Genomic DNA, 14,431 nt, shown 5'->3' on the forward strand with positions numbered 1-14,431 from the left:
CCCGGAAGGCGCGTCATCCGGGGGGCCCTTTCTTTTGGTTACTTTTCTTTGGGCAAGCAAGAAAAGTAACCCGGCCTCCGGCAGGAGGCCGGAAGCCCGCGGCAGGCGAGCCAGGTCGCTGTATCGCGACAACGAAGCGCACAGTCACTGGATTCCTGCTTTCGCAGGAATGACGAGCCAAAAATAGCGCCACACGGTTCGCACGATCACCAGTTCAATCACAACCGCGAGTACGACCACGACTGCATCCGCCCATCCTCATACGGCATCACCCCATGAAACGGCCGAGTATCCTCATCAAACACCAGCGGCAAAAAGTGGCGATCCCCTTCCCACATCGGCAGCTCCATCAACCGATCGACTGCCACCCACTCCAGCGTGCCTTCAGGATTGGAAGTAAAGGGCGTACCACTGAAGGCATCGATGATGAAGATAAAGCCCAGCCAATCTTCGCCCTGCTTGCCGAAACCCGGCCAGTTCAAAGTGCCACGCAACGACATCGACTCACACGTGATGCCGGCTTCTTCAAGGATCTCGCGGCGCATGCAGGCGGCGATGTCCTCGCCCGGCTCCATCTTGCCGCCCAGGCCGTTGTACTTGCCCAGATGCATGTCGTCCGGGCGCGAATTGCGGTGAATCATTAGGACTTGCCGACGATCCGGCGACAACACATAGCCGAGGGTCGCCACGATGGGGGTGTAAGGCATCGGTACGCTGCAGTTCTGGGGAGGAAAGCGGTCAGTATAGTCACGCACCTGTTGCCGCGGCTCGGCTCGCGTGGACCGTCGGCCACTCGGCCAGGGAATGGCGGCGGCAAAATTTCCATCGGTGCGTCTCCATGGGCTTGCGCCGCCCCGGCCCGGGCGGCGACCATCAGGGCATGTCCACCGCTCCAGTCCGCCCATCCTCCCGTCTGCGCCCTTCGCTGTGCTGGCTGCTGCTGGCACTGGCGCTGGTGGCCGGCTGCGACCGCCAGGCGCAGGCGGTGGCCAGCCGGGAGGAAGTGTTCGAGAACCAGAATTTCCGCGTGGTCAGCATCGACCTGAAGCGCGAATCGCTGAGCCTGCACTGGAAGGACCCGGACAGCGGCGAGCCGTTCGGCACCATCAATGCGCTGCGCCAATGGGGCATGACGCACAGCCGCCGCATGCTGTTCGCTGCCAACGCCGGCATCTACGACCGCCAGTTCGCTCCGCTGGGCCTGTATGTGGAGAACGGCAAGACCGCGGTGCCGTTGAACCTCGCCCACGGCAACCCGGCATCGGGCAACTTCTCGCTGCTGCCCAATGGCGTGTTCGCCATCTACGCGGACGGCCATGCCGCCGTGCAGACCAGCACGGCGTTCAAGGCGGCGGGGAAGCCCGCGCAGTGGGCCAGCCAGTCCGGTCCCATGCTGGTGATCGACGGCAAGCTCAACGAGCAGTTCATCGACGACTCCAACAGCCTCAAGTGGCGCAGCGGCGTGTGCGCCAAGACACCGCACCACGTGGTGTTCGCGGTGAGCGAGGCGCCGGTGAATTTCCATACCTTCGCGCGGCTGTTCAAGGAAGAGCTCGGCTGCCGCGATGCGCTTTACCTGGACGGCACCATCTCGCAGTTTTACGTGGACGGCGAAGGCTATGCCGGCGCGCCCACGTTCATGGTCAAGCCGTATGCCGGCATTTTCGCGGTGTTCTCCTCTACCACGCCCTGACCGCGCACGCCGGCGGTTTTCTTCCCACGCATCGAGCCATCGCGCCATGAATCAACCCCGCCGTTTCCGCTGGCTTCGTTACCTGCTTGGCACCTTGCTGGTGCTGGTACTGGGCGTGTTCGTCGCCGCCTGGTTCCTGCTGGCGGGCAGCCGCGCACAGCTCGACGGCGAGGTGCAGGCCAACGGCTTGAGCGACGCCGTCGCGATCACTCGCGATGCGCTGGGCACCACCACGCTGCAAGGCAAGAGTCGCGACGACGTCACCTATGCCATGGGCTACGTGCACGCGCAGGAGCGCTTCTTCGCGATGGACCTGATGCGTCGCCTGCCGGCAGGCGAGCTGTCGGAACTGGTGGGCGCCAAGGCGCTTGATACGGACCTCAACCATCGTCGCCATCGCCTGCGCAGCGTGGCGCAGGCCGCGTATGCGGCGCTGCCACCCGAGCAGAAGCGCACGCTGGACCTGTATGCCGCCGGCGTCAACGCCGGCCTCGCGCACCTGCATGTGAAGCCCTGGGAATACCTGCTGCTCAACGCGAAGCCACAGGCCTGGCGTCCGGAGGACAGCTTCCTGGTGATTGCCGCGATGTATCTGGACCTCAACGGCGACGGCCGCAACGAACGCGAACTGCACCTGGCCGAACTGCGCGATGCCTTGCCGGCACCGGTAGCCGATCTCCTGCTGTCGCCCGATCCGGACTGGGAAGCTCCCTTGCAGGGCGACCTCTCGCATCCGCCGGTGATCCCTTCTGCCGAAGTGTTCGACCTGCGCAAGGCCGCACCGTCCACCACCGGTGACAACACGGCTTTGACCGCCGCACTTGCCCCGGCACTGGATGCCGCACGCCCGGGCAGCAACAACTTCGCCGTCGCGGGCAGCCTCACCGAATCGGGCGCCGCCATCGTGGCGAACGACATGCACCTGTCGCTGCGCGTGCCCAACATCTGGTACCGCGTGCGCCTGCGCTATCCCGATGCCGCGGCGCCAGGCGGCCAGCGCGATGCCAACGGCGTGTCGCTGCCGGGCACGCCGGCGCTGGTGGTCGGCTCGAACGGCCAGGTCGCCTGGGGCTTCACCAACAGCTACGGCGACTGGGCGGACTGGGTGCGCGTGCAGCGCGATCCGAACGACGCCACGCGCTACAAAGTGCCTGAAGGCTGGGCGGCGCTGGAATCGCACGACGAAGTCATCCACATCAAGGACGCGCCCGACCACACGCTGAAAGTGGAAGCCACACGCTGGGGCCCGATCATGGGCAAGGATGTCGACGGCACGCCGCTGGCACTGGCGTGGATCGGCGATCGTGCGCGCGGCTACAACCTGGGCGTGATGCAGCTGGAGCACAGCGACAGCGCGCATGCCGCGCTCGATCTCGCCCCCGGCATGGGCATGCCGCCGCAGAACCTGCTGGTGGGCGACAGCGCCGGCCATATCGGCTGGACCGTCACCGGCACCTGCATTCCGCTGCGCAAGGGCTATGACGCGCAGCTGCCGGCCGACTGGTCGAACGCCGATACGGGCTGGCTCGGCTGTGCCGAGGCCTCGCAATACCCGCGCGTGGAAGATCCCGCCGATGGCCGCCTGTGGACCGCCAACAACCGCACCGTCGACGGCGCCGAACTGGAACTGCTGGGCAACGGCGGCCATGACCTGGGCGCACGCGCGCAGCAGATCCGCGACGACCTGCGCGCCCGCAACAGCTTCACCCCGGGCAACATGCTCGACGTGCAGCTGGACAATCGCGCCGTGCTGCTCACCCGCTGGCAGCGCCTGCTGCAGGACACGCTGGCCGGCACGCACGACCCCGAGCTTGAACAGCTGCGCCAGCTCACCGTCGCCTGGGCAGGCCGCGCCGCGACGGACAGCGTCGACTACCGCCTGGTGCGCGCCTTCCGCGACAAGGTGAAGGAAAAGGCGCTGGCGCCGTTCGTGGCCCAGGTGAAGGCCAAGCACGAGGACTTCGCCTGGCCGGGCCTGGTCGACACCGAGGCCGCCGTGTGGACTCTGCTGCGCGACCGCCCCGCGAACCTGCTCGATCCGGCCTACGACAACTGGAATGCCCTGCTCAACGCCGCCGCGCACGACGTGGCCGACGAACTCGGCAAGCAGCCCGGCGGCCTGGCGGCGCGCACCTGGGGCGAACACAACCGCACCGACATCCGAAATCCGCTCTCGCGTGCCCTGCCCGGCTTCCTCGCTCGCTTCCTCGACATGCCCGACGAGCCTGTCGCCGGCGACCACAATATGCCCCGCGTGGTTTCACCGGGCTTCGGCGCGTCGGAGCGTCTGGACGCCATGCCCGGGCATGAAGCGCAGAGCATCCTGCACATGCCCGGCGGCCAGAGCGACAACCCGCTGTCGCCGTATCACGGCGCCGGTCAGGAGGATTGGGTCAACGGTCGTCCGACACCGCTGCTGCCGGGGCCCGATCAGCACACGCTGACCCTGCTGCCCAGCAAGTCATAAATGCAAAAAGCCGCCTCAGGGCGGCTTTTTTCCATGCGTCATGCGCCAGGCGACCATCAACGCAAGAGGCGGGCGCAAATGGCCTCATAGAGCGCTGGCAGCTGTTCCAGATCGGCCACCGACACGCATTCGTCCACCTTGTGGATGGTGGCGTTCACCGGCCCCAGCTCCACCACTTCGGCACCCAGGGGTGCGATGAAGCGGCCATCGGAGGTACCGCCGCCGGTGCTCTCCTCCGGCGCGATGCCGCACAGCTCGCGGCATACCGAAATCACCGCTTCGCGCACCGCGCCGCCCGGTGGCGTGAGGAACGGTGCGCCCGACAGCGACCATTCGATCTGCCAGTCCACGCCGTGCCGGTCGAGGATGGCTTCGGTGCGCGAGCGCAGATCCTCGGCGCGGCTGGCCGTGCTGTAGCGGAAATTGATCAGGGCGGTGAGCGTGCCGGGGATGACGTTGTTGGCCCCGGTGCCCGCATTGAGGTTGGATACCTGGAACGAGGTGGGCGGGAAATCCTGGTTGCCCTCGTCCCAGCGCTCCGCGGCCAGCTCGGCCAGCGCCGGAGCAAACGCATGGATGGGATTGCGCGCCTTCTCCGGATACGCCACGTGCCCCTGGATGCCGCGCACGACCAGCGTGCCCGACAGCGAACCGCGGCGCCCCACGCGTATCAGGTCGCCGAGCTGCTGCTTCGACGAGGGCTCGCCCACCACGCACCAGTCGATGCGCTCGCCGGTGGCTCGGAAATGCTCGGCCACGCGACGCACGCCGTCGAGATTGGTCGGCCCTTCCTCGTCGCTGGTCAACAGCAAGCCAACGCGACCGTGATGATCAGGATGTGCGGCAACAAACGACTCCAGCGCCACCACCATCGCCGCCACCGAGCCCTTCATGTCCGCCGCGCCACGGCCGTATAGAAGGCCATCGCGTATCGCCGGCTCGAACGGATCGCTCGCCCAGTCCTCGACCGGGCCGGTGGGCACCACGTCGGTGTGGCCGAGAAACATAAGCAGCGGGCCGCCCTCGCCATGCGTCGCCCACAGGTTATCGACTTCGCCAAAGCGCAGATGCTGCACCTGGAAACCCGCGGCCTCCAGGCGTTGGCCTATGGTTGCCTGGCAACCGGCATCGTGCGGCGTCACCGAACGGCGGCGAATGAGATCAATGGCTAGATCGAGAACCTTGGACATGCTGTGCCTCAAATCATGCAAACCGTGAGCAACCGCGCCACTCAGCCCGCCAGCGCCGTTCCCAGCGCGTGGCCCACGACATAGGTGATGCCTGCGGCGGCCGCCGTAATGCCAAGCTGCCTGGCAATCGAGAACGCCATGCTGCGCCCGGTGAACAGCGCCGTGCCCATGCCGATCAACACCAGCCCCACGAGGGTCGAGGCGATGCTGGCGACGAAGGCGCCATGGTCTTTCAGAAACAGGTAGGGCGCCACCGGAAACAGCGCACCCAGCGCGAACAGGCAGAACGAGGAAATGGCTGCACCGTAGGCCGAGCCACCCAGCTCGTCCGGATCGATGCCGAGATCTTCGCGCACCAGGGTGTCGAGCGCGTTGCGCGGCCGCTCGGCGATCTGTTCGGCCAACTCGTCGGCAGTCTTCGCGTCCATGCCCTTCTGCCGGTAGAGCGCGGCAAGGCTGCGCTTGCCGTCTTCCGGCGCTACGGCGAGACGCTCGGCGCGCGCCGCGATCTGCGCCTGGTAGAACTCGCGCGAGCTGTTGACCGACAGCCATTCGCCCAGCGCCATCGAGCACGCGCCGGCCACCAGCCCCGCGAAACCGGCAAGCAGGATCGCGTGGTTGCCCGCGGCGGCACCCGCCATGCCCATCACCAGGCTGCCATTGGAAACCAGCCCGTCATTCGCGCCCAGCACGGCGGCGCGCAGGGTATTTCCGCTTTGCGTGCGATGGCGGCCGCTGCGCATCGGCGCGTGCGGTTCAAGGAAATGGTCGCGGTGCCCTTCGCGGTCCACCGGAGTGGGCAGATGGTCTGCATGTTCGAGGCGGACCACCGTGGGCATCACGAACTCGGTGCCGAAGCGTCGCGCAAACCAGGTCAGCACCTTGACGCGCAAGCCGAGCCGCACCGGCGGCACCGCGGCGCCCAAGTGCTTGAGCTGCTCCTCCCAGAACGTGGCGTTGGCCCGTTCCCCGTCGGCAATGCGCCGGTAGGCCCGGCGCAGACGCTGGTCCGCAGCCAGTTCGGACAGATGCTCATACAACGCCGCGTTGTCGCGCTCGATCCGAAGATTGCTGCGGTAGTGCCGTGCGCGACGCGCTGTCATGCCGCCTCCGTGTGACTCATTCATCGAGCTCGCCATCGCGCTGCCCCAGATAGACCAGCGCCACCAGCAAGACCATCACGAAACGGAACGCGCTCTCCAGCCCATTCCACTGCGTGGACATCCACATGCCGAACCATTCGCCGCCGACGGTGATGAATCCACCCAGCCACAGCATCACGCCGATGGTCAGGCCAAGCACGCTCATCCGCTTGGCGCGATGAAAGAGCGCAGCCGGCGCGGTGCGCGTACGCCATAGCCGCCACACGCCCAACCAGCACAGCACGGCGGCCAGCGCTTCGGTGGCGATGATCAAACCGTAGGCGAGGTGCTGCAGCAGCGGCGAGGTGATCGCGCGGTAGTGGATGCCCGCGTTGGGAAAGATCGTGTCCATCGCCAGCACGTGCTGCACGAACGGCCAATTGCTGGCGTAGTCGGTGAGGTTGCCGAACGCGACCAGGCTGAGCCAGAGCGCGATGGCGGCGAGCAGCAGGATCCGTGACAGGCGCACCACCATGGCGATCGCGACCTCAGCGCCCGAACAGTTTCTTGAAGCCGTTGTCGGTGAAGCCCACGCTGACCGAACCGTCCTCCTGCACCACCACCGGACGGCGCACCAGCGCGGGATATTCCTTGAGCAACAGCGTCCACTCCGGATCGCTGCCCGGATTCTTCCGCTGCGGCAGCAGCGTGCGCCAGGTGGTGGATGATTTGTTCACCAGCTTTTCCCAGCCGTCAAGCTGCTGCGCCCAGCTCTTGAGCGTCGCCGCCGGCACGGGATTCGCACGATAGTCGACGAAGGTGTAGCCCACTTCGAAACGATCCAGCCAATTGCGCGCCTTGCGGCAGGTATCGCAGGTGCTCAGGCCGTACAGGGTCACGCTCATTCGGCGCTCCGCAGCAGCTCGTTGATGCCGGTCTTGCTGCGCGTTTTCTCGTCCACCTGCTTGACGATGATGGCGGCGTACAAGCTGTGCGAACCGTCCTTGGCCGGCAGGCTGCCCGCCACCACCACGCTGCCCGCCGGCACGCGGCCGTAGCTGACTTCACCGGTGGCGCGGTTGTAGATACGCGTGGACTGGCCCAGGAACACACCCATGCCGATCACGCTGCCCTTCTCCACGATCACGCCTTCGACCACTTCCGAACGCGCACCAATGAAGCAGTTGTCTTCGATGATGGTCGGGTTGGCCTGCAGCGGCTCAAGCACGCCGCCAATGCCCACGCCGCCGGACAGATGCACGCCGGCACCGATCTGCGCGCACGAGCCCACCGTGGCCCAGGTGTCGACCATGCTGCCGGCACCCACGTAGGCGCCGATATTCACGTAGCTCGGCATCAGCACGGCGTCCTTCGCCACGTGTGCACCGCGGCGCACCAGCGCACCCGGTACTACGCGTGCGCCCAGGCCTTCGAGCTCCTGATCGTTGCCATGCGCAAAACGCAGCGGCACCTTGTCAAACGCCATCGCCGGGCCGCCATCGACCACGCGATTGCCGTTGATGCGGAAATACAGCAGCACGGCCTTCTTGATCCACTGGTTGACGGTCCAGCCGCCGTTGCCATCGGGCTCGGCGACGCGGCGCTCGCCCGATTCCAGCAGGTCGATCACCTGTTCCACGGCGGGACGCAGATGCGTGTCGATTTCCGTCTGGCTCAGTTCGTTGCGGCGTTCAAAGGCGTCGTTGATCAGGGTTTCTATGGGTTGCATGGCGGTCACGGTGGGGTTCGGGAGAGAGCGGCAACGCAGGGTGCCGCAAGGGACAAGCGATTCTGACAAGAAAAGGCGCCTATCGCGAGCCGGTGCCCGCGCGGCCTCAGGCGCGTTTTTCCTTGGCGGGCCCCAGCCGTTCGATCAAGGCATGCAGCAAGCGGTCCTGCAACTCGATGCCCAGGGGCGCGTCGTGGCGATCGGTGATCAGGAAGAAGTCCTCCACCCGCTCGCCAAAGGTGGCAATGCGCGCATCGTGCACGCGCACGCCGGCATCCATCATGCCCTGCGCTACCGCTGCGAGCAGGCCGGGACGATCGCTGCATACCAGGGCCAGACGCGTGCGGCCATTGACGGTGCTGAAGGCGATCTTCGGCGCCGCCTGGAAATGCTTCAGATGCCGCGACATGCTGCGGCGCGACGGCTGATGCACATGCCCCGGCTGCGACAAGGCGCGATGCAGGCGCTGCTTGAGTTCGTCGGCGCGCTCGGGCGTGGCCGGCTGCTGCGTATCCGCTTCGAGCAGCAGGAAGGTATCGAGCGCCATGCCGGTGGGCGAGCTGAGGATGCGCGCTTCCATCACGGATAGATGCAGTCGATCGAGCATGGCCGTGACCGCGGCAAACAAGCCGTCGCGATCGGGTACGTAGACGAACAACTCGGTGGTGCCGCGCACGGATCTCGGATGCACTTCGACCAGCGGCGTCGCGCCCTTGGCGCGCAGGATGGCCGAGGTCTGCCAGGCAATCTGTTCGGGTCGGTGGCGCAGGAAACTCGATTCCGGAAAACCGCGCCACACGCGCTGGCAGGCCTCTGCGGTAAATCCCTCCTGTTCCAGCAGCGCCAGTGCCTGCTCGCTGCAGTGACGCACGCGCGCGGCGGCATCGGACGGCAACTCGTCTTCGCTGCGCAGTGCATAGCGGGTGGACGTATAGAGGTCTGCCAGCAGGCGGTCTTTCCAGCCGTTCCACAATTTGGGACTGGTACCGATGATGTCGGCAATGGTCAGCAGGTACAGATAATCCAGTCGCTCGGGCGTATCGACCGTCTCCGCAAAACGGTTCACCACGTCCGGATCGGTGATGTCCTGCCGCTGCGCCGTGGTGCTCATCAACAGATGCCAGCGCACCAGCCATGCGATGAGTTGCGTATCGTCCTCCGGCAGGCCGAGTCGCCGGCCGAAGGCCAGCGCCTCTTCTTCGCCCAGCACCGAGTGATCGCCACCGCGCCCCTTGGCGATGTCGTGGAACAGCCCTGCCAGCAGCATCAGTTCCGGCTTGGGCAGGCCGGGCCAGATCTTGCACGCGATGGGAAAATCATTCGCGGCATCCGCATCGGCAAAGCGCGCCATATTGCGCAGCACGCGCAACGTGTGTTCGTCGACCGTGTAGACATGGAACAGGTCGTACTGCATGCGGCCAAACACTTTGCCGAACGCCGGGAGAATCGCCGCCAGCAGGCCGTGGCGATTCATCCGCCACATCGCCTCGACTGCCGGCGCGCCCAGCCGCAGCAGGCGCAGGAACGCTGCCAGCACGTCGGGATCGTCCGCCAGTTCGCGATCCAACGCGGCCGATGCCTGATGCATGCGACGCATGGTGTCGGCAGTGAAACCGGTGATGCCGGGCTCGCCCAGTCGCGCGATAAACGCCTCGACCAGCGCCGCCGGTCGGCGCATGAACAGATCCGGATCGCGCACGGCCAGCCGCTTGCCGTAGCGCACGAAATCCTCGCCCACCGGCTGCGGCGGCGCGAGCGGCTCCAGCATTTCCTCAAAGCGCTCGGCGATCTGCACGCCCAAGCGTTCCACCTGACTGGCTGCGCGGTAGTAGCCCTGCATGAACTGTTCGACGCCGAGGTTCTTTTCGTGCTCGTCCTGGAATCCCAGTCGCGCCGCCAGGGCACGCTGGTAATCGAACAGCAGGCGTTCCTCGGCGCGCCCCGCTTCCAGATGCAAGGCGTAGCGATAGCGACGCAGCGTGGCCTCGGATTGTTCCAGCGTGTCCTTTTCGGCGGGATCGAGCAGGCCCTCCTCGACCATGTCGTCGAAATCGTCCGCATGCGCGAGGCGACGGCCCAGCCAGCGCAGCGCATCGAGCGTGCGCAATCCGCCGGGGCCATCCTTGAGATTGGGTTCGAGGTTGTACGCCGTGTCGTTGTAACGCGCGTGGCGCGCATCGCGTTCGGACAGGCGCACCGCCAGATACTCCGCCGGCGGCCACAAGGCCGGATCGTTGACGATCGCCTTGAGGCCCTCCTCCATCGACGGATCGCCCACCAGCCGGCGCGCATCGAGCAGGCTGGTGAACACACTGGCGTCCTGCCTGGCGAGCGCACGGCACTGCGGCAGATCGCGTACTGCGTGACCTACTTTCAGACCGATGTCCCACAGCGTGGCGAAGCATTGTTCCAGTGCGCGCAATCGTGCCGGCTCAGATGGCCCCACCAGCGCCAGCAGATCGACGTCCGAATGCGGAAACAGCAAGCCGCGACCAAACCCGCCGACCGCGAACAATGCCGCGTCGGTTACATCGCCCAGGCAAGCCGTCCACACATGCACCACGATGCGCTGCACCGACTCGCCCCGCCGCTGCGCCAACGCCGCCGCATCCGCACCATCGCGAAACGCCGTGGCCAGCGCGCGATCCACATCACCCAACAACTGCCGCAACGCCCGCCGCGCATCCGTCGACACACCCGAACGCGGCACCGCCGCAGGCAGGCGTGGCAAGGGAGGCAACACGATCGGAGCGACAGGCATGGACGGGGACGCATGTGGCGATGCAGCAAGTCTGCCACGCATGGGGGCTGGGTGCAGGGCAAATTGTGGGCAAGGGCGGAAAAAATTGGCAAAAGCCCAGGCTCGATAAAAGGGCTTCGATTGCAACGCCACCGCGAGCACCCGCCCCTCACCCCGACCCTCTCCCCGGCGGGGAGAGGGAGAAGTGGGGCGCGCCGCGAAACTCAAAAGTCAAAGCGCAGCGAGGCTCCGCTTTAAGTCCTCAGCGATTNNCTCGAGCGGCGGCAGCCGATCGAAACGCCCGCCGCGTAGGCGGCACCCTGGCCTCGAGACGACAACCGAGCGCACAGTCACTGGATGACCAGCCATTCGGCTGTTGAAAAGCGCCTCCTGCTTTCGCAGGAATGACGAGCAAAAAAAGAAGGCCGCCGCAGCGACCTTCCCTCAATCATAAAAACCTCAAATCACGCCGCATCCGGCCAAGGCGTCAAAATCTCAAACCCATCATCCGTCACCGCAATCGTGTGCTCCCACTGCGCCGACAGCGAGTGATCCTTGGTCACCACCGTCCAGCCATCCGGCAGCTGCTTGGTCTGCGGCTTGCCCGCATTGATCATCGGCTCGACCGTGAAAGTCATGCCCTTCTTCAGCTCCAGACCCGTGCTCGGACGCCCGTAATGCAGGATCTGCGGCTCGTCGTGATAAACCTTGCCGATGCCGTGGCCGCAATACTCGCGCACCACCGAGAAACCGGCAGCCTCCGCATGCTTCTGGATCGCCGCGCCGATATCGCCCAGCGTCGCGCCCGGACGCACTGCCTGGATGCCGTGCATCATCGCTTCGTAGGTGGTGTCCACCAGGCGCTTGGCCAGCACCGACGGGGTGCCGACGAAATACATGCGACTGGTATCGCCGTGCCAGCCGTCCTTGATCACGGTGACATCGAGATTGATGATGTCGCCGTCCTTGAGGACTTTGCCGGGCGTCGGAATGCCGTGGCAGATCACATGGTTGACGGAGGTGCACAGCGTCTTGGGAAAGCCGTTGTAGCCCACGTTGGCCGGGATCGCCTTCTGCACATTGACGATGTGCTCGTAGGCCAGCCGGTCGAGGTCTTCGGTGGTCACGCCGGGCTTCACATGCTCCTTGAGCATGGCAAGCACTTCGGCGGCCAGCTTGCCGGCCTCGCGCATGGCCTGGATGTCTTCGGGGGTTTTAAGGGTGACTGCCATAGTTCTACTCACATGGCGGCAAACCTGCTGAAAATCCAGCGACTTGCCGCATCGCCGGCGCACCGGCTACAATTTCGAAGTTTTGCTGACCCGACGTGTCCGTTTCCATCGGTCCAGACGGTCGTCGCAAAGCGAGGGAGATTGTAACCGCCTTGCGGTGCAAGCCCCACAAGTCCTTGATCGGACACTTAAACGCCACACACGTATCGGCACCGTCTTCGGGGTGCCTTGGTCAGCCCTCCCAATCATAACGGGCTGCCGGGGTCGAAGTCGGGGATGCGTGGAGGTCCCAACCCCCGGGCCAATCCCCCTCTCGCAGGGCGGCCCAACAATGCAGGAGTTACACCATGGCTCAAGTCACCATGCGCCAGATGCTCGAAGCTGGCGTGCATTTCGGTCACCAGACCCGTTACTGGAACCCGAAGATGGCCCCGTACATCTTTGGCGCCCGCGGCAAGATCCACATCATCAACCTCGAGAAGACGCTGCCGCTCTTCACCGACGCGATGAACTTCCTCTCGGCCATCGCCCAGAAGCGCGGTACCGTGCTGTTCGTCGGCACCAAGCGTTCGGCCCGTGAGCCGTTGGCTGAAGAAGCCGCGCGCGCCGGCATGCCGTTCGTGACCGCCCGCTGGCTCGGCGGCATGCTGACCAACTTCCGCACCGTGAAGCAGTCGGTTGCCCGCCTGAAGGAACTGGAAGCCGCTGAAACCGACGGCAGCTTCGAGAAGCTGGTCAAGCACGAAGTGCTGGCCCGTCGCCGCGAGCGCGAGAAGCTCGAGAACTCGCTGGGCGGCATCAAGGACATGAACCGTCTGCCCGACGCGCTGTTCATCATCGACATCGGTCACGAAGACATCGCCGTGCAGGAAGCCAAGAAGCTTGGCATCCCGGTGATCGCCGTGGTCGACACCAACTACAACCCGGAACTGGTCGACTACGCCATCCCGGGCAACGATGACGCCATCCGCGCCATCCAGCTGTACGCCCGTGCCGCTGCCGATTCGATCCTGGAAGGCAAGGCCGCCGCGCCGGCTGCTGCCCAGGGCGACGCCAATGAATTCGTCGAGCTCGACGAAGAAGGCAACCCGGTGGCCAAGGACGAGCGCAAGGCTGCCCCGCGCCGTGACGACCGCAACAACCGTGGTCCGGCCAAGAAGGGCGCTGGCGCGCCGCGTCGTGACGGTGGCCGTGGTGGCCGCGGTCGCGCCGACGAGTCCTCGTCGGACGGCGAGTAAGCCTTCCCTGCCCCGGCCCGCAAGGGTCGGGGCGCATCAAAGCTTTTGAGGAACCCAGATGACCGCCATTTCCGCAAAACTGGTTAGCGAACTGCGCGAGCGCTCCGGCGCCGGCATGATGGATTGCAAAAAGGCGCTGGTCGAGAACAACGGCGACATCGACGCCGCTGTGGAATACCTGCGCAAGACCGGCCTGGCCAAGGCCGACAAGAAGGCTGACCGCGTCGCTGCCGAAGGCCGTATCGCGACCGCCCAGGGCAACGGCAACGCCGTGCTGGTCGAAGTGAACAGCGAAACCGACTTCGTCGCCAAGGCGCCGAACTTCGTGCAGTTCACCAACGAAGTGGCCGAAGCCGTGCTGGCCTCGGGCGCTGCCAACATCGACGCCGCCAAGGCTGCCGCTTTCCCGGGCGCCGACAACGTCGAGGCTGCCGCCAAGTCCCAGACCGCCACCATCGGCGAGAAGATCGAAGTGCGCCGCATTGCCCATGTCGCGAACGATGGCCCGCTGGCCACCTATTCGCACGGCGGCAAGATCGGTGTGATCGTGGCGCTGAAGGGCGGCTCCGAAGAGCTGGCCAAGGGCATCGCCATGCACGTGGCCGCCATGAACCCGCCGCACATCAAGCCGGAGCACGTCCCGGCCGAGTTCATCGCGAAGGAAAAGGAAATCGCGCTGAGCCAGATGACCGACAAGGACAAGGCCAAGCCGGCCGACATCCTGGAGAAGATCATCTCCGGCAAGATCAACAAGATCGTGTCCGAAGTGACCCTGGTCGGCCAGCCCTACGTGCTGGACACCAACACCACCGTCGGCGATGTCCTGAAGAAGGAAGGCGCTGACGTCGTGGCCGTGGTCCGCCTGGCCGTCGGCGAAGGCATCGAGAAGGTGCAGGAAGACTATCTGGCCGAAGTGGCCAAGGCGATGCAGGTCTAAGGCCTCGCGTCCCAGGAAAGTCTCGAAGAAGCCGCGGGCAACCGCGGCTTCTTTTTTTGTGAAAGCCAGCGGCCGCCGAGCCGCAGCCAAGGTCGCAGCCCCCAAGCCCGCGCCATCCCTCGC

The 14,431-nt window shown here is 65.6% G+C and carries 12 protein-coding genes; 4 read left to right on the top strand and 8 right to left on the bottom strand.

The window, feature by feature from the left end; genetic code table 11:
* Window positions 1–218: 218 nt before the first annotated feature.
* Window positions 219–707 (bottom strand): NUDIX hydrolase, encoded by a 489-nt coding sequence (locus tag Y882_RS16460; RefSeq protein ID WP_046973040.1) that lies wholly within the window; start codon window positions 705–707, stop codon window positions 219–221.
* Between the two features lie 173 nt (window positions 708–880).
* Between Y882_RS16460 and Y882_RS16465 the strand changes: the two genes are divergently transcribed.
* On the top strand, window positions 881–1,693 hold the full coding sequence (locus tag Y882_RS16465) for a phosphodiester glycosidase family protein (protein WP_156171538.1): 813 nt from the start codon (window positions 881–883) through the stop codon (window positions 1,691–1,693).
* Between the two features lie 46 nt (window positions 1,694–1,739).
* On the top strand, window positions 1,740–4,160 hold the full coding sequence (locus Y882_RS16470; protein WP_046973041.1) for a penicillin acylase family protein: 2,421 nt from the start codon (window positions 1,740–1,742) through the stop codon (window positions 4,158–4,160).
* A 56-nt stretch (window positions 4,161–4,216) separates the two neighbouring features.
* Here Y882_RS16470 and dapE read toward each other — a convergent pair whose 3' ends face one another.
* From dapE to map, 7 genes are all read right to left on the bottom strand, one after another.
* Complete coding sequence (gene dapE / locus Y882_RS16475) at window positions 4,217–5,350, bottom strand: succinyl-diaminopimelate desuccinylase (RefSeq protein WP_046973042.1); 1,134 nt, start codon at window positions 5,348–5,350, stop codon at window positions 4,217–4,219.
* A 41-nt stretch (window positions 5,351–5,391) separates the two neighbouring features.
* Window positions 5,392–6,453 carry a VIT1/CCC1 transporter family protein gene (locus tag Y882_RS16480; protein WP_046973043.1) on the bottom strand — a complete coding sequence of 354 codons (1,062 nt, stop codon included), beginning with the start codon at window positions 6,451–6,453 and terminating at the stop codon, window positions 5,392–5,394.
* A gap of 16 nt (window positions 6,454–6,469) precedes the next feature.
* A complete protein-coding gene (locus Y882_RS16485; RefSeq protein WP_046973044.1) occupies window positions 6,470–6,967 on the bottom strand; it encodes a DUF2165 family protein in 498 nt (165 codons plus the stop codon).
* 13 nt (window positions 6,968–6,980) lie between these two features.
* On the bottom strand, window positions 6,981–7,337 hold the full coding sequence (locus Y882_RS16490) for a Spx/MgsR family RNA polymerase-binding regulatory protein (protein ID WP_046973045.1): 357 nt from the start codon (window positions 7,335–7,337) through the stop codon (window positions 6,981–6,983).
* Window positions 7,334–8,161 (bottom strand): 2,3,4,5-tetrahydropyridine-2,6-dicarboxylate N-succinyltransferase, encoded by an 828-nt coding sequence (dapD, locus tag Y882_RS16495; protein WP_046973051.1) that lies wholly within the window; start codon window positions 8,159–8,161, stop codon window positions 7,334–7,336. The genes Y882_RS16490 and dapD overlap by 4 nt, the downstream gene beginning before the upstream one ends.
* A 106-nt stretch (window positions 8,162–8,267) precedes the next feature.
* Entirely contained in the window at window positions 8,268–10,922 is a 2,655-nt protein-coding gene (gene glnD, locus Y882_RS16500) for a [protein-PII] uridylyltransferase (protein ID WP_046973046.1), read from the bottom strand.
* A gap of 443 nt (window positions 10,923–11,365) precedes the next feature.
* A complete protein-coding gene (map, locus tag Y882_RS16505) occupies window positions 11,366–12,133 on the bottom strand; it encodes a type I methionyl aminopeptidase (RefSeq protein WP_046973047.1) in 768 nt (255 codons plus the stop codon).
* Between the two features lie 347 nt (window positions 12,134–12,480).
* Between map and rpsB the strand changes: the two genes are divergently transcribed.
* Entirely contained in the window at window positions 12,481–13,371 is an 891-nt protein-coding gene (gene rpsB / locus Y882_RS16510) for a 30S ribosomal protein S2 (protein ID WP_046973048.1), read from the top strand.
* A 58-nt stretch (window positions 13,372–13,429) separates the two neighbouring features.
* Entirely contained in the window at window positions 13,430–14,308 is an 879-nt protein-coding gene (tsf, locus tag Y882_RS16515) for a translation elongation factor Ts (protein ID WP_046973049.1), read from the top strand.
* The last annotated feature ends 123 nt before the right edge of the window (window positions 14,309–14,431 follow it).

The sequence above is a fragment of the Dyella japonica DSM 16301 genome, from assembly GCF_001010355.1.
GTDB lineage: Bacteria > Pseudomonadota > Gammaproteobacteria > Xanthomonadales > Rhodanobacteraceae > Dyella > Dyella japonica.